This is a genomic window from Streptomyces crystallinus, from assembly GCF_039521265.1.
GTDB lineage: Bacteria > Actinomycetota > Actinomycetes > Streptomycetales > Streptomycetaceae > Streptomyces > Streptomyces crystallinus.
Window position 1 is genome coordinate 78,946 of sequence record NZ_BAAACA010000019.1, and the last position, 15,403, is coordinate 94,348.

At 71.6% G+C, this 15,403-nt stretch carries 15 protein-coding genes and 1 riboswitch; of the genes, 8 read left to right on the forward strand and 7 right to left on the reverse strand.

What is annotated here, in order from left to right; genetic code table 11:
• Window positions 1–100: 100 nt before the first annotated feature.
• Window positions 101–226, forward strand: a riboswitch (cobalamin riboswitch).
• A gap of 134 nt (window positions 227–360) precedes the next feature.
• The 6 genes from ABD236_RS17710 to ABD236_RS17735 all read left to right on the forward strand — a co-directional run bounded on the left by ABD236_RS17710 (window position 361) and on the right by ABD236_RS17735 (window position 7,227).
• Window positions 361–1,602: an SCO2321 family membrane protein gene (locus ABD236_RS17710; protein ID WP_344074712.1), complete on the forward strand. Its 1,242-nt coding sequence runs from the start codon at window positions 361–363 to the stop codon at window positions 1,600–1,602.
• Between the two features lie 5 nt (window positions 1,603–1,607).
• Window positions 1,608–2,255, forward strand: a complete 648-nt coding sequence (locus ABD236_RS17715) for an SCO2322 family protein (protein WP_344074801.1) — start codon at window positions 1,608–1,610, stop codon at window positions 2,253–2,255.
• Between the two features lie 359 nt (window positions 2,256–2,614).
• Complete coding sequence (locus ABD236_RS17720) at window positions 2,615–3,760, forward strand: energy-coupling factor transporter transmembrane component T family protein (RefSeq protein WP_344074802.1); 1,146 nt, start codon at window positions 2,615–2,617, stop codon at window positions 3,758–3,760.
• Window positions 3,757–5,643, forward strand: a complete 1,887-nt coding sequence (locus ABD236_RS17725) for an ABC transporter ATP-binding protein (protein WP_344074713.1) — start codon at window positions 3,757–3,759, stop codon at window positions 5,641–5,643. Before ABD236_RS17720 ends, ABD236_RS17725 begins: the two co-directional genes overlap by 4 nt.
• Entirely contained in the window at window positions 5,640–6,491 is an 852-nt protein-coding gene (locus tag ABD236_RS17730; RefSeq protein ID WP_344074714.1) for an ECF transporter S component, read from the forward strand. The genes ABD236_RS17725 and ABD236_RS17730 overlap by 4 nt, the downstream gene beginning before the upstream one ends.
• 310 nt (window positions 6,492–6,801) lie before the next feature.
• Entirely contained in the window at window positions 6,802–7,227 is a 426-nt protein-coding gene (locus tag ABD236_RS17735) for an aggregation-promoting factor C-terminal-like domain-containing protein (protein ID WP_344074716.1), read from the forward strand.
• Between the two features lie 51 nt (window positions 7,228–7,278).
• Here ABD236_RS17735 and ABD236_RS35025 read toward each other — a convergent pair whose 3' ends face one another.
• From ABD236_RS35025 to ABD236_RS17750, 4 genes are all read right to left on the reverse strand, one after another.
• Window positions 7,279–7,656 (reverse strand): DUF397 domain-containing protein, encoded by a 378-nt coding sequence (locus tag ABD236_RS35025; protein ID WP_425543897.1) that lies wholly within the window; start codon window positions 7,654–7,656, stop codon window positions 7,279–7,281.
• A gap of 88 nt (window positions 7,657–7,744) precedes the next feature.
• On the reverse strand, window positions 7,745–8,452 hold the full coding sequence (locus ABD236_RS17740) for a hypothetical protein (protein ID WP_344074717.1): 708 nt from the start codon (window positions 8,450–8,452) through the stop codon (window positions 7,745–7,747).
• Window positions 8,453–8,637: 185 nt separating this feature from the next.
• Window positions 8,638–9,495, reverse strand: coding sequence for a helix-turn-helix domain-containing protein (locus tag ABD236_RS17745; protein ID WP_344074718.1), 858 nt, complete (start codon window positions 9,493–9,495; stop codon window positions 8,638–8,640).
• 385 nt (window positions 9,496–9,880) lie between these two features.
• The gene (locus ABD236_RS17750; RefSeq protein WP_344074719.1) at window positions 9,881–11,050 is read right to left on the reverse strand and encodes a steroid 3-ketoacyl-CoA thiolase; all 1,170 of its coding nucleotides are present in this window, start codon (window positions 11,048–11,050) and stop codon (window positions 9,881–9,883) included.
• A gap of 259 nt (window positions 11,051–11,309) precedes the next feature.
• Between ABD236_RS17750 and ABD236_RS17755 the strand changes: the two genes are divergently transcribed.
• Window positions 11,310–12,551, forward strand: coding sequence for a cytochrome P450 (locus tag ABD236_RS17755; protein ID WP_344074803.1), 1,242 nt, complete (start codon window positions 11,310–11,312; stop codon window positions 12,549–12,551).
• On the opposite strand, the gene ABD236_RS17760 is transcribed toward ABD236_RS17755, so the two are convergent.
• Both ABD236_RS17760 and ABD236_RS17765 read right to left on the reverse strand, forming a co-directional pair.
• Window positions 12,541–12,807, reverse strand: coding sequence for a DUF397 domain-containing protein (locus tag ABD236_RS17760; protein ID WP_344074720.1), 267 nt, complete (start codon window positions 12,805–12,807; stop codon window positions 12,541–12,543). The two genes, ABD236_RS17755 and ABD236_RS17760, sit on opposite strands and share 11 nt — an antisense overlap.
• Entirely contained in the window at window positions 12,767–13,615 is an 849-nt protein-coding gene (locus ABD236_RS17765; RefSeq protein ID WP_344074721.1) for a helix-turn-helix domain-containing protein, read from the reverse strand. The genes ABD236_RS17760 and ABD236_RS17765 overlap by 41 nt, the downstream gene beginning before the upstream one ends.
• Before the next feature lie 93 nt (window positions 13,616–13,708).
• On the opposite strand from ABD236_RS17765, the gene ABD236_RS17770 reads away from it, so the two are divergent.
• Entirely contained in the window at window positions 13,709–14,170 is a 462-nt protein-coding gene (locus tag ABD236_RS17770) for an ATP-binding protein (protein WP_344074722.1), read from the forward strand.
• Here ABD236_RS17770 and ABD236_RS17775 read toward each other — a convergent pair.
• Window positions 14,129–15,151 (reverse strand): M48 family metallopeptidase, encoded by a 1,023-nt coding sequence (locus ABD236_RS17775; RefSeq protein ID WP_344074723.1) that lies wholly within the window; start codon window positions 15,149–15,151, stop codon window positions 14,129–14,131. The two genes, ABD236_RS17770 and ABD236_RS17775, sit on opposite strands and share 42 nt — an antisense overlap.
• Window positions 15,152–15,403: the final 252 nt, after the last annotated feature.

Below are 15,403 nucleotides of genomic sequence, written 5' to 3' on the forward strand. Positions count from 1 at the left end.
TAGGGGCGCGGGGAACTGCGCGACCGGCCACATGCGGTCCGCAGCCGAACGACAGGAAAGCGGCCACCGGGCCGCAGGCGGGCAGGGGCCCCCGGGCCCGTAACAGGACGGCCGGTACAGTGAAGCCGTCGTCCATGACCGTACGGGGGGAAGCCGGTGCGAATCCGGCGCTGACCCGCAACCGTATGCCGCCGCGGAACACACCCGCGGCGCGAGCCGGACCACCCCGACGGACATGACCGGCTCACACGGTCACCGGCAAACCGCCGATGACCGGCCCGTCGAGGTACACGGGTCCGGAGCCGGCGTGCCCCCGCGCCCGCCTGCCGCCCGGCCCCCGCAGGAGAGGCACCGCCCGCCATGACCGTACGCCGCTGCGCCGCAGCGCTCGCGCTCGCCACCGTCGTCCTCGGCGGCGCCGCCGCCCCGGCCGCCTTCGCCGACGGCACGGCCCCGTCCCCCAAGTCCGTCCCGCAGGGGCTGTACGGGACGAAGGACCCCACGTACGACGGCGTCTGGCGGCAGTCGCTCGCCCTGCTCGCCCAGAGCACGGTCGGCGTGAAGCCCGCCGCCCAGGCGGTGACCTGGCTGACCGGCCAGCAGTGCGACACCGGCGCGTTCGCCTCGTACCGCGCCGACGCCGCCAAGCCGTGCGACGCCAAGACGATGCTCGACACCAACGCCACCGCCGCCGCCGTCCAGGCCCTCGTCGCCCTCGGCGACCACGCCGACGCCGTCAAGAAGGGCGTCGCCTGGCTGAAGACCGTCCAGAACGAGGACGGCGGCTGGCCCTACAACCCCGGCGCCAAGAGCGACGCCAACTCCACCTCCGTGGTGATCGGCGCCCTCGCCGCCGCCGGTGAGAAGCCCGCCGACGCCAAGTCCGCCAAGGGCGGCAAGTCGCCGCTGGACGCGCTGCTCACCTTCGCGATGCCGTGCGACAGCACGCCGGGCTCGGGGGCCTTCGCGTACCAGCCGGACCTCAAGACCGCGAAGCTGTACGCGAACGCCGACGCCAGCGCCGCAGCCGTGACCGCCGCGTACGGCAAGGGCCTCGCCGCCACCGCCGGCACGCCCGACGCCAAGGGCACCGCCTGCGAGAAGGCGACCACGCCGGAGCAGGCCGCGCACAACGGCGCCGCGTACCTGGCCAGGACCATGGCCAAGACGGGCCACCTCAACTCCGCGATGCCGGGCGCCGAGAGCCAGCCCGACTACGGCAACACCGCCGACGCGGTCGTCGCGCTCGCCGCCGACGGCCAGGAGGCCCAGGCCAAGGCGTCCCTGGCATGGCTGGAGAAGAACACCTCCGGCTGGGCCAAGGAGAACGGCCCCGCCGCCTACGCCCAGCTCGTCCTGGCCGCGAACGCCACCGGCGCCGACCCGAGGAAGTTCGGCGGCGCGGACCTGGTGTCCCAGCTGAACGCGACCGGCCCGACCCCGGCGGGTACGTCGGCCGCGTCGGCGAAGTCCGCCGACGCGGAGGAGAAGAAGGACGACTCCTCCGGTATGTCGGTGTGGTGGATCGTCGGCGTGTTCTTCGTCGCGAGCGTCGGCGTCGGCTTCCTGGTCAGCGCGCGCAAGAAGAACGCCCAGAAGTGACCTCGATGCGCCGCGGCCTTTCGGTGGTCACCGGCCTCGCCCTCGCGCTGACGCTCGGCGCGGGGGCGGTGGCGGGGCCCGCCCGGGCGACCGGGTACCGCTACTGGTCGTTCTGGGACCGCCAGGGCACGACGTGGACGTACGCCACCCAGGGCCCGGCCACCGCGCACCCCTCAGACGGTGACGTCCAGGGCTTCCGGTTCGCGGTCAGCGCGGACTCCAAGGACGCGGCGACTCCGCGCTCGGCGCCGACGTTCGCGCAGGTCTGCGCGTCGACTCCGGCGAAGCCGGGCCGCAAGCGGGTCGCCCTCGCCCTCGACTTCGGCACCGCGCAGGACGCCCCGTCCGGCGAGACGCCCCCGGCACCGCGTACGGCGTGCGCGCAGGTTCCCGAGGACGCGACGACGGCGGACGCCCTGGCGTCGCTGGCCAAGCCGCTCCGCTACAACAGCGCGGCGCTGCTGTGCGCGATCGCGGGCTACCCGCACACGGGGTGCGGCGAACAGGTGTCGTCGAAGAAGTCGCCGACACCCGCCACCACCGAAGAGAAGCCCTCCGACGAGGGCCCGTCGCTGGGCCTGCTGGCGGGCGCGGCGGCGGTGCTGACCCTGGCGGCAGCCGTCCTCTGGCAGTCCCGCCGCCGCGGGCGATGACGCGCGAGGAGCAGATGCCGGAACCAACTCCCCCGACCAGCCGCCCACCGGCCCCGGCCGCGCAGCCGCCGACGCCGAGTGTCCCCCACGGGGAGACCCGCACCGACGCCCCCACCCGCACGGGTGGTGCGGGTGGGACCCCCAACCCGGCCGAAGGCCGGGTGCCAGGCACGCACGCGCAGCCGCCAACGGCGAGTGTCCCCCACGGGGAGACCCGCACCGATCCACTCACCGTCACGGGTGGTGCGGGTGGGACCACCGACCCGGCCGCAGGCCGGGTGCCAGGCACGGACGTGCAGGCGCCGACGGCGAACGCCCCCCGCCAGGGGCCCCGCGCCGGCGGCCCGGCCGAAGGCCGGGTGCCCACCCCCCGGCCCGCTGCCAAGCGAACCCGCACCACCCCGTACGCCACCCGAGCCAACTCCGTGCACCCCGGCGCCTGGTGGCTCTGGGCCATCGGGCTCGCCACGGCCGCCTCGCGCACCACCAACCCCCTCCTCCTCGCCCTCCTCGTCACCGTCGCCGGGTACGTCGTCGCGGCGCGCCGGACCGACGCGCCCTGGGCCCGCTCGTACACCGCCTTCGTCAAGCTCGGCCTCGCCGTCGTCGCCATCCGGCTCGTCTTCAACATCGCGCTCGGCTCGCCGATCCCCGGCAGCCACACCCTCCTCACCCTCCCCGAGGCGCCCCTCCCCGAGTGGGCGAAGGGCATCCGGATCGGCGGCCGCGTCACCGCCGAGGGCATGCTCTTCGCGCTCTACGACGGCGCCCGCCTCGCCACCCTCCTCATCTGCGTCGGCGCCGCGAACGCCCTCGCCAACCCGGCCCGCCTCCTCAAGTCCCTCCCGGGCGCCCTGTACGAGGCGGGCGTGGCCGTGGTCGTGGCGATGACGTTCGCGCCGAACATGGTCGCCGACGTCGCCCGCCTCCGTACCGCCCGAAGGCTGCGCGGCCGCCCCACCGGGGGCATCAAGGCGATCCTCCAGATCGGCCTGCCGGTCCTGGAGGGCGCCCTGGAACGCTCGGTCGCCGTCGCCGCCTCCATGGACGCCCGCGGCTACGGCCGCACCGCGCACGTACCCCCCGCCGTACGCCACACCACCACCGCCCTCACCCTCGGCGGACTCCTCGGCGTCTGCGCCGGCACGTACGGACTGCTCGCCTCCGAAGGCGCGGGCTACGCCCTGCCCGTCCTGCTCACCGGTCTCGCCGCCGCCCTCGCGGGCCTGCGCCTGGGCGGCCGCCGCTCGGTCCGCACCCGCTACCGCCCCGACCGGTGGGGCGCCCGCGCCTGGCTGGTGGCCGGTTCCGGCGCGGCGGTGGCGGCGGCGATGATCTGGGCGGGTACGTACGCACCGGACGCCCTGCACCCCGGCGTGGTCCCGCTCACCGCCCCCGCCCTGCCCCTCTGGCCCGCCCTGGCCACCCTCCTCGGCCTGCTCCCGGCCTTCGTCACTCCCGCTCCCGCCCCGCGTCCGGCACCCGACCCCCAGGAGTCAGAATGATCCGCTTCGAAGAGGTGTCGGTCACGTACGAGGGCCGCCCCGCCCCCACGATCCAGCAGGTCGACCTGACGGTCCCGGAGGGCGAGCTGGTCCTCCTCGTGGGCCCGTCCGGCGTCGGGAAATCCACCCTCCTCGGTACGGTCTCGGGCCTCGTCCCGCACTTCACCGGCGGCACCCTGCGCGGCCGGGTCACGGTCGACGGCCGCGACACCCGTACCCACAAGCCGCGCGAACTCGCCGACCTGGTCGGCACGGTGGGCCAGGACCCGCTCGCCCACTTCGTCACCGACACGGTCGAGGACGAGCTGGCGTACGGCATGGAGTCCCTCGGCCTCGCCCCGCACGTGATGCGCCGCCGAGTCGAGGAGACCCTCGACATCCTCGGCCTCGCCGACCTGCGCGACCGCCCGATCGCCACGCTCTCCGGCGGCCAGCAGCAGCGGGTGGCGATCGGCTCGGTCCTGACCCCGCACCCCAAGGTCCTCGTCCTCGACGAGCCGACGTCGGCGCTGGACCCGGCGGCGGCGGAGGAGGTCCTGTCCGTACTGCAACGCCTCGTCCACGACCTCGGCACGACGGTCCTGATGGCGGAGCACCGCCTGGAGCGCGTGGTCCAGTACGCGGACCAGCTGATCCTCCTCCGCTCCCGCGCCGAGCCCCCGCTCCTGGGCACCCCCGCGCAGATCATGGCGACGTCCCCGGTCCACCCCCCGGTGGTGGCCCTGGGCCGCCTGGCGGGCTGGGACCCCCTGCCCCTGTCGGTACGGGACGCCCGCCGCCGGGCGCACGACCTGCGTGCGACCTTGTCGACACGAGCCGCGCACCCGCCGACGGCCCTCGCCCCGGCGGCACCGAGCAGCACCCCGCACCCGCCGACGGCGCCGCACCCCGTCACCGCAGCGGCGCCGGACGGCGACCCGCAGCCGCCGACGGCGAAGGCGCCCCACGAGGGGCCCCGCACGTCCGCTCCCACAGAAACGGGTGGAGCGGGTGGGTACGACAGCCCGGCCGAAGGCCGGGCGCACCCCCACCGGCCCGCGCCGGAACGCGGCGCCGCACCCGAACCGACCGGCCTACGAGCCGCTTTCGCCCGCCTCCGCCGAGGCACCCACACGTCCTCGGCGACGGCGACGGCAACCGCCACCGTCAAGAACCTCGCCGTACGCCGAGCCCGCGTAGAAGCCCTGCGCCACGTGGACCTCACCGTCACCCCCGGCGAGACCGTCGCCCTCATGGGCCGCAACGGCGCCGGCAAGTCCACCCTCCTCAACACCCTCGTCGGCATGATCGAACCCACCACCGGCACGGTGGCGGTCAACGGCCGCACCCCCCACCGCACGCCCCCGCGCGATCTGATCCGCGAGGTCGGCCTCGTACCGCAGGAGCCCCGCGACCTGCTGTACGCGGACACGGTCGAGGCCGAGTGCGCGGCGGCCGACAGCGACGCGCAGGCGCACCCCGGCACCTGCCGCGACCTGGTCACCGCCCTGCTCCCCGGCGTGCCCGACGACACCCACCCCCGGGACCTCTCCGAAGGCCAGCGCCTCGCGCTCGCCCTGGCGATCGTCCTGACGGGCAGGCCTCCGCTGCTCCTCCTCGACGAGCCGACCCGGGGCCTGGACTACGCGGCGAAGGCCCGCCTCGCCGAGATCCTGCGCGACCTCGCCGCCGAGGGCCACGCGATCGTCCTGGCCACCCACGACGTGGAGCTGGCCGCCGAGATCGCCCACCGGGTGGTGATCCTGGCGGACGGCGAGGTCGTCGCGGACGGCCCGACGGCCGACGTGGTCGTCTCCTCGCCCTCCTTCGCCCCCCAGGTCTCCAAGATCCTGGCCCCGGACCCGTGGCTCACGGTCAGCCAGGTACGCGAGGCCCTCGCATGAGCGCGCCGCACCCCCACACCCGCCAGGCGAAGGCGATCCCGCTCGGCCCACGCGGAACGGTCGCCCTGACCCTGATCACCCTCGTCGGCGTCGCGGCCTTCGGCTGGCCCCTGCTCGCCGACGGGGACTCCGGGCTCGCCCACTCCCAGGACGCCCCCTGGCTCTTCGCCGCGCTGCTGCCGCTGCTGGTGGGTGTGGTGGTCGCCACGATCGCGGACGAGGACGACGGCATGGACGCCAAGGCCGTCGCCATGCTCGGCGTACTGGCGGCGGTCGGCGCGGCCCTGCGCCCGCTGGGCGCGGGCACGGCGGGCCTGGAGCCGATGTTCTTCCTGATGGTCCTGAGCGGCCGCGTCCTCGGCCCGGGCTTCGGCTTCGTGCTCGGCGCGGTGACGATGTTCGCGTCCGCGCTGCTCACAGGGGGTGTGGGGCCCTGGATGCCGTTCCAGATGCTGGCGATGGGCTGGTTCACGATGGGCGCGGGTCTGCTGCCGGGCCGGCACCGCCTGCGGGGCGGAGGGGAGCTGGCCCTCCTGTCCCTCTACGGGTTCGCCGCGTCCTTCGCGTACGGCACGATCATGAACCTCCAGGGCTGGACGTACATCGGCGGGATGTCGTCCGGCATCTCCTTCCACCCGGGCGACCCGGTGGGCGAGAACCTGCTCCGCTTCGCCGCGTACTGCGCGACCACGTCGCTGGGCTGGGATCTGGGCCGGGCGGTGCTGACGACGGTCCTCACGTTCGCGCTGGGTTCGACCGTGCTGAAGGCACTACGCAGAGCCACCCGGCGCGCGGCCTTCGAGGCCCAGGTCACATTCGAGGGGTCCCCCGGGGGTCCCCCGGGGTGAGGCCCCCCACAGGACCTTAGTCCTCTACGACCCGGAATAGTGGCTTTATACGTCCCATATAAAGCCACAAAGAAGGCGCCCGACCAGGCATTTCCCCGTCACCCCCCGCCTGGCGGGGGCACCCCCCGATGCGAGGGCCACTAGTAAGAGGGGTCGTTGCGGAGGCTTCCCGGGCTGGCTAAAACTGGTCCAGTCGCCGGGCACCGCCTGGCCCGTCACCGGGCCGCGGAAGCCCACGCAGGACCAACCCCCGCTTCTCCCGAGGAGCATCCGCATGCTCTCCGGAGCCGCGACCTGCCCGCGACACCCCATGTCCCCGAAGTTAGGTGTCTCTGTGTCGTTCGCCGCCCGTCTCGCCGCCCGGAAGAAGTCGATCGCCGCCGGTGCCGCCACGCTGCTCGCCGCCGCCGGTGTCGCGGTGGCCGCCGTTCCCGCCCAGGCCGCCCCCATGGGCGCCCAGGACGTGGCGAAGCAGATGATCCCGAGCGCCGCGCAGTTCCAGTGCTTCAGCAACATCGTCAACCACGAGTCCGGCTGGAACATCCACGCCTCCAACCCGTCCAGCGGCGCGTACGGCCTGGTCCAGGCCCTGCCCGGCTCCAAGATGGCCACCAAGGGCGCCGACTGGCAGACCAACCCCAAGACCCAGATCGCCTGGGGCCTGGACTACATGAACTCCCGCTACGGCAGCCCGTGCGGCGCCTGGAACTTCTGGCAGCAGAACAGCTGGTACTGAGCCGCACCGGCCGACCAGCCGCAGTAACACCGAGCTCCCCGGTAGGAACGCCTACCCGGGGAGCTTCGTCGTACGTCCGCCTTTGAGGCTGTGGAGGAAGCCGTTCCAGGCCGGACGGGAAAGGCGCACCGGTCCGACGCACAGGAAGGCGGAGTCGCGCAGCAGGATCTCCGTGGCAGAGACCCTGACTTCGACGCAGTTCCCCTGACCACTGTCACTGTGCGCGCTCTTCCGCCATGGCGACCCACCCCGGCCAGAAGCCTCCACCCGGCACCTCCACTGCCTACCCTGCGGCTGACCGGCCACAGAAGATCGCCTTCCAGAACCTCGCAGCACGCTTCCGACGCGCAGAAGAATTCGCTTAAGTATCGGCAGCGAGCTGCGACTGAGCCAGATGCCCCGAGCCGGTCCATGAGGACAGGGATGCATATTTGTCGCCTTATATTTGCCTCTCTCGTCGATCCTCTTCGCCTTTTGACCGAAACCGGCCGCTCGACGTCCGTACTCCCTGCGCTCCTCAGTCCATCCCCCACTCGTGCCGCAGCGCCGCCCGGGCGTCCTTGAGCGCGAGAGCCAGAGCGTCGGCAGCACGCGCCTGCTCCGCCGCGCAGGCGAAGAGGTCGTGCCACTGAACCGGTGGACGCGTTCCCGCCACGCCGTTGAGTTCCGCCACGGCCGGCAGCAGGCGCTCGTGCACCCGGCCCAGGCTGTCGGCCAGCCCGGACAGCGCGTCCGGGAGTCTGCCGGGAGCGTAGGCGGCGTACTGCTCGGCGGCCTTCCTGGCCCGTACGAGCTCCATCGCCTCCGGGTCGTCGACGTGGAGCCCGCGTCCCCGCATCTCGTACTCGATCCTCCCGGCGGACAGCAGGAGGTCGTCGATCCGCTGGTAGTGCGGTGTCCACGCCGTCCGGTTGGCAACCCTTCTGTCGCGCAGCTCGTTCTCGGCACGCTGGGCCGCCTGCCTCGCCGCGGCCTCGGACCGGTCCTGCCACCGGTGGCGCTGCCCCTGGGTGAGGGCTCTGCGGGTGGTATGCAGGGTGACCACCGCACCTATGACCGCGGCCATCAGACTCGACATGACCGTGATGGACCACGGTGGCGGCCCGGCCGAAGGGGCCTCCGCCCGGTCGGCGGCCGCGGCCGGGCAGGTGGCCGAGCCGATGAGTACCAGGGCCAGCGCGACCGTGATCCCCGCCCTGCGCGCGGCCCTCGCCGCAGGTGCCACCGGCCGGGACCGAATGTTCCGGCCACGGGTGCGCCGAAGCGTGGGGCCCCGGGCCCCCCGAGCGCTAAACTGCATGCCGAGCCCTCCCAACTGTTATGCACAACTGCTGGAGCGGTTCGCGACGGGGAGCCCTCGACGATGCTTGCCGGCTGGGCCGAGACGGCTCCCCTTCGCCTGTTCACAGGTCACCGATAGGCAGCGGTCACCTCACTGACGAACTCGGGGGAGATCTTCTCCGCGTACTGCCCTTCCACGATCCAGAAGTCCTGGAGATAAGCGGAGGGCTTCCGCTGGTCGGACATCGGCGCTTTCTCGCTGAGGATCAGACTGCCGTCCGGGTTCTCCAGATAGGCGACGATGTCGTCGTTGGCGTCGGCGAATTCGAAGATCACATAGGGGGAGCGGAAACGGGGGTAGATGCCCCGGGCGAACGGGACCACCAAGATGTTGAGGTGCGGCAGCTCGTTGAGTTCCAGCAGGCGCTCCAGCTGGGCCCTCATGAGCGCCTGACTGCCCACGACCCTGCGCAGGGCGGTCTCGTCCAGGATGAAGAACATCTGGAGCTTGTCATTGCCGTGGGCCCGCTTCTGGCGTTCCATTCGCAGATTGACCCACTGGTCCTGCATGCCCTCGGAGTCGCTGATCAGCACCTGCGCGTACTCCCGCGTCTGCAGCAGTCCCGGGATCAGACTCGACTCGAAGTTCCGGATGATGGTGGCGGAGCTCTCGTATCCGAGGTAAGAGGAGAAGCTCGATGTCATCGTCCTGCTGTACCGCCCCCACCAGGGCTGTTTGCGTGACGCCAGAACCATCTCGGTCAGTTCGTTGACCTGCTCCGGGTCGGTGACCTCGTAGAACTGGAGGAGAGCTCTCAGGTCGGTGACCGAGATCCCCACATCCCCTGCCTCCATACGGATGACCTTCGAGATGGACCAGACGAGCTCGTCGACCACGTCCTTCTGCGTTTTCCCGGCGGCCTCACGGATGGCGCGGAGTCTGCGGCTGAGCCGTCGCTTCGCGAACTGAGGATCTTGATCGGCCACGGTGCTTCCTCTCAGTCTGACTACAGGTGAGCAGCGACATTTCCATCGGTACAACCTCGGCCTGACTTCCGCAATCCGATAGCCAGTCAGTTGCGTTGCGCCGTCTGCGAGTTCGTCATCTGCTACCTGTCACCCAACCATAGAGCACTGCTTGTTCCGGCCGGAACACCCGGTGTGACTACCGCTGTTCGGGGGATTGACGTGACAAACAAATATTCGAGGGGCGACGGCAGGGCTTTATCTGCGGGCAGCTGGGAGGCCAAAACGCACAGTTCCCCGCGCCCCTGATTACCCAGGGGCGCGGGGAACTGCGCGCTCAGCCGCCGACCGGGCCGCAGACGACCGCGGTCCGCCGGAGGCTTTCGGGGAGGGGCGGGGTGGGGGCCTACAAGCGTTGCAAGATCGTCGCCGTGGCCAGCGCGCCCCCCGCGCACATCGTCACCAGCGCGAACTCCCCGCCCCGCCGCTCCAACTCGTGCAGCGCCGTCGCCAGCAACCGTGCCCCCGTCGCCCCCACCGGGTGGCCGAGGGCGATCGCGCCGCCGTTGACGTTGACCTTGTCCAGGTCCTGGTCGAAGACCTGCGCCCAGGACAGCACCACCGACGCGAACGCCTCGTTGATCTCGACCACGTCGATGTCCCGGAGCGACATGCCCGCCTTCCCCAGGACCGCCCGCGTCGCGTCGATCGGCCCGTCGAGGTGGAAGTGGGGGTCGGCGCCCACCAGCGCCTGGGCCACGATCCGGGCGCGCGGGCGCAGCTTCAGGGCGCGGGCCATCCGCTTGGACGCCCACATGATCGCCGCCGCGCCGTCCGAGATCTGGGACGAGTTCCCCGCCGTGTGCACCGCCGTCGGCATCACCGGCTTCAGCCCGCCCAGCGCCTCCATCGACGTGTCCCGCAGCCCCTCGTCCCGGTCCACCAGCCGCCACATCCCCTGCCCGGCCGCCTGCTCCTCCTCCGTCGTCGGCACCTGCACCGCGAACGTCTCCCGCTTGAAGCGCTCCTCCGCCCACGCCACCCCGGCCCGCTCCTGCGACAGCAGCCCCAGCGAGTCCACCCGCTCCCGCGTCAGCCCCCGGTGCCGCGCGATCCGCTCCGCCGCCTCGAACTGGTTCGGCAGGTCCACGTTCCACTCGTCCGGGAACGGCTTGCCCGGCCCGTGCTTGGACCCCGATCCCAGCGGCACCCGCGACATCGCCTCCACCCCGCAGCTGATCCCGACGTCCACCACCCCCGCCGCGATCATGTTCGCGACCATGTGGCTGGCCTGCTGGGAGGACCCGCACTGGCAGTCCACGGTGGTCGCCGCCGTCTCGTACGGCAGCCCCATCGCCAGCCACGCGGTGCGCGCCGGGTTCATCGACTGCTCACCGGCGTGTGTGACCGTGCCCCCGACGATCTGTTCGACGCAGTCCGCGTGGATCCCGGTCCGCCCCAGCAGCTCGCGATAGGTCTCGCCGAGCAGATAGGCGGGGTGGAGATTGGCGAGCGCGCCTCCGCGCTTGCCGATCGGCGTGCGTACGGCTTCGACGATGACGGGTTCCGCGGCCATGAGCTCGTCCTCTCCTCAACGACTCCAAGCCCGGCCGCTGGGCCTCCCGGAGCCACCGCGACCGAACTAGTACGCGTTCTAGTTCTGCTTGCAGTCTGGTGAGGGCTACCCCCGGTACGCAAGGGTTGTGCGCGTACCGCGCGCGCTCTTCACGCGGCAGCCGACAGCGCCCGCACCCTTGCGACTTGTAGAACCCGTTACTACCTTTCAGACAATTCTGATGGGTCGTCAGACAAGTGCCGACCGGATGGAGTTGCCGATGCGCTGCCCCCACCTTCCCGAGGGGTTCGACTTCACCGACCCCGACCTGCTCCAGGACCGCGTCCCGTACCCGGAGTTCACCCAGGCGCGGCAGACCGCCCCGGTCTCCTGGTGCCCGCAGCCGCACGGCCTGGCCGGCTTCGGCGACGACGGCTACTGGGTGGTGACCCGGCACGCCGACGTCAAATACGTCTCCACGCACCCGGAGCTCTTCTCCTCCACCACCAACACCGCCATCATCCGCTTCAACCAGAACATCACCCGCGAGCAGATCGAGGTCCAGCGCCTGATCATGCTGAACATGGACCCGCCCGAGCACACCCGGGTCCGCCAGATCGTCCAGCGCGGCTTCACGCCCCGCGCGATCCGCTCCCTCGAAGACGCCCTGCGCGACCGCGCCCGCCGCATCGTCGACACCGCCCTCGCCGCCTCCCGGGGCCGGGACTCCTTCGACTTCGTCACCAACATCGCCGTCGAGCTGCCGCTCCAGGCCATCGCCGAACTCATCGGCGTACCCCAGCAGGACCGCGCGAAGATCTTCGACTGGTCCAACAAGATGGCGGCGTACGACGACCCCGAGTACGCCATCACGGAGGAGATCGGCGCCGAGGCCGCCATGGAGATCGTCTCGTACGCCATGAACCTCGCCGCCGAGCGCAAGGAGTGCCCCGCGAAGGACATCGTCTCCACTCTCGTCGCCGCCGAGGGCGAGGGCAATCTGCTGCCCGACGAGTTCGGCTTCTTCGTCATCCTGCTCGCCGTCGCGGGCAACGAGACCACCCGCAACGCGATCAGCCACGGGATGCACGCGTTCCTGACCCACCCCGACCAGTGGGAACTCTACAAACGCGAACGCCCCGCCACCGCCGCCGAGGAGATCGTCCGCTGGGCCACCCCCGTGGTGTCCTTCCAGCGTACGGCGACACAGGACACGGAGCTGGGCGGCCAGAAGATCAAGGCGGGCGACCGCGTCGGCCTGTTCTACTCCTCCGCCAACAACGACCCCGAACTCTTCGACGAGCCCGAGCGGTTCGACATCCTCCGCGACCCGAACCCGCACCTCGGATTCGGCGGCGGCGGCCCGCACTTCTGCCTCGGCAAGTCGCTGGCCGTCCTCGAAATCAACCTGATCTTCAACGCCATCGCGGACGCCCTGCCGAACCTCACCCTCGCGGGCGACCCGCGCCGGCTGCGCTCGGCGTGGCTGAACGGCATCAAGGAACTTCAGGTCACGCCGTAACGGCCCGTACGAAGGTGTCGAACGCGGCGGGAGTGAACGTGATCGCCGGGCCGTCCGGGTTCTTGGAGTCACGGACGGCTACGGCGTGGGGGAGGTCGGCGATCTGTATGCATTCGCCGCCCTGGTCGCCGCTGTGGGACGACTTGCGCCAGGTTGCGCCGTGGAGGGTGGCGCATTCGACGCAGGAGCCGCCCTGATCACCGCTGTAGCTGGACTTACGCCAACGAGCGCGGCTCAGACCCAGGTTGCTCCCCATAGCGTTCCTCCATCGCGTGCCGGATCAGCTTCGCCGAGTCCGGGATGGACAGGGCGGCGGCTTGGAGGTGATCGTAACGGAGCGAGCAGTCCCTGACCGTGTCTGGGTTGGCGGTTGGATGACCCACTCCGTAACCCTCGGTGTAGACGATGGCTGGATCGCCGGTGAAGCGGAAGAGGTCAAATGAGCCCTGCAACCCGGCGTGCGCTCCAACCCCGAACGGTAGGACCTGGATGTTCACATTGGGGTTGTTCTGGAACGACAACAGCCGGGCCAGTTGGCCCCGCATGACCTCGTCGCCGCCGATCTCCTGGCGCAACGCGGCCTCGCCGATGATCGCCCACAGGACCGGCGGCTGCCCCTTGTCGAAGATGCGCTGGCGAGCCAGCCGCACCGCGACACGATCATCCAGGTTGGATTGGTCCAGCGTGCCAAGTACGGCGCGCGCGTACTTGTCGGTCTGCAGGAGCCCGTGCACCAGGTTCGTGTGGAACATGCAGATCTCGACCGCCCGCGACTCCAGCTCCGCCACCTGCTGAAACCAAGCCGGAAGCGGGCTTCGCAACACCAGCGGCAGCAGCCGGGACAGCAACCCGCCCGTGCCCAGCGCAGCGTCCGCGCGTTCGCTGAAGTCCGCCGTCGGCAGCTTGCGGGCCGTCTCGATCTGGCCGATGAGCGAGCCGGTGTACGCGATGATCGCGCCCAGTTGCTTCTGGGTGAGGCCGCTCGCCTCGCGGTAGCGGCGCAGCTCGTAACCGTAGTAATCGAGCGGCGAGGCGCTCGGATCGAGGACGTTGATGTGGACCACGACGGGTACCCCCTCGGGCTCAACTCCGCTTACTTCTGAGCGGGTTGTATTCGTTCGTAGCCGAGCGTAGCCATCAGGCGGCACGCTGGTACCGTGAACGACAATTCCCAGTACGGCATGCGCTTCACGGTCGGCGTGCACTCCGCCCGCCATGTCCGCAGGATCGTCCGTACGCACCTCGACTTCTGGGCCATGTCCGACCTCGTGGACGCGGTCGAACTCGCCGTGACGGAGCTGCTCGCCAATGTGGTGCGCCATGTGCCCGACCGTTACTGCGAGTTGAGCCTGCACCGGCGGCCGTACGGCATCCGCGTCGAGGTGTCGGACCGGTCCCCGCAGCTCCCGCTTCCGCTGAACGCGACGGAGGAGGACGAGTCCGGGCGCGGACTCGTCCTCCTCGACGCGGTCGTCGACAAGTGGGGGGTGACACCGGGGCTGGTCACGGAGGGCAAGACGGTGTGGTTCGAGTGCGGCAGCAGCACCACCGGCCCCGGCCCCGGCCCCGGTGAGGGGTCAGCCCGCGAAGTCGCGGATCACCCGCCGCGCCACGCGTGACCTGGCGCCCGCGAGCTCCGACTCGACCGCCGCCGTGCGGTCGTCGGTGGGGCGTACGGCGGCCGGGTGCGGCACGGTCGCCTCGGCCAGGCGCCTGCGGCGCAGATGGGTCGGCGGGTGGGTGGAGTCGACGGCGTGGCCGCGCAGGGCGGAGGCCCGGCGCAGACGCTCGTACTCGCGCTCGGGAACGGTGCCGATCCGCTCGGCGAGCCGGTCCCACAGGCCCCGTTCGGCCTCGTCGCGCGCACCGCTCGCGCGGCTCTTCGTCTGGGCGGCGACCGACTCGCGGCGCAGTTCGAGCGCCACCGCGTCGGCGACGAGGAGCCGGTCCAGCAGCTCGACGGCGGCCTCGGTCGAACCGGCGCGGGCGGCAGCCTCGTCCGCGAGGTACTCGGCGCGCTGGGTGGCGCGCAGGGTGAGCTGGTCGAGCAGGACGAGCACGCCGTACACCGCCCATCTGGGCACGGCCATCAAGTAGTTGGCGAACCGCTCGGGCATGCTCGGGTTGGGCGTGGGCGCGAGGAAGTAGACCCAGAGGGAGAGCGAGCGCAGGGCGTTGTGCAGGACGACGCCGTGCCGGGTGTCGCCGTGGGCGTACTGGCCGAGCTCGTGGCCGAGGAGGGCGACGCGCTGGGCGGGGGTCAGCACCTCCCACAGACCCAGGCCCAGCCGCAGCACCCGGCGCCGGCGGATCCCGTACGTACCGACCGAGGCGTTGGCATCGGCCTCGATGACCACGGCGTCCACCCCGCGCGTGCCGACCACGGCCGCGACCTCGTCGATCAGGTCGAACAGCCGGGGTGCGTCGGCCCGGTGCAGCACCGGCTCCTCGCCCGCCTCGGGCAGCGAGCCGAAGCGGGGCCGCAGCACGACGGCGATACCCAAGAGCAGCAGCCCGAGCACCCAGCCGCTGAAGGTGTCGACGCCGGTGACCAGCCGTGCCACGCCCGCGACGGCGAGGCCGAGGGTGACGGCGTGCACGAGGAGCGCCAGCGTCTGCGCGAGGACACTGGACAGGTCCTTACGGGGGCTGCCGTCGATCCCCTGAGCGAACAGCTGCTCGCCGTGGCTGCGGGCGAGCCGGCGCCGCAGTGCCTCGACGCGGCCCTCGGGCGCCGGGGGCGAGCCCGGGTCGACGTTCCAGCCGCAGGCGTCGCACCAGGCCGATACCGGCGCGCAGCCGCGCCGACGAGGCAGAGTAGAGCTTCACCTCTTGATTGCCCGCATGACGAC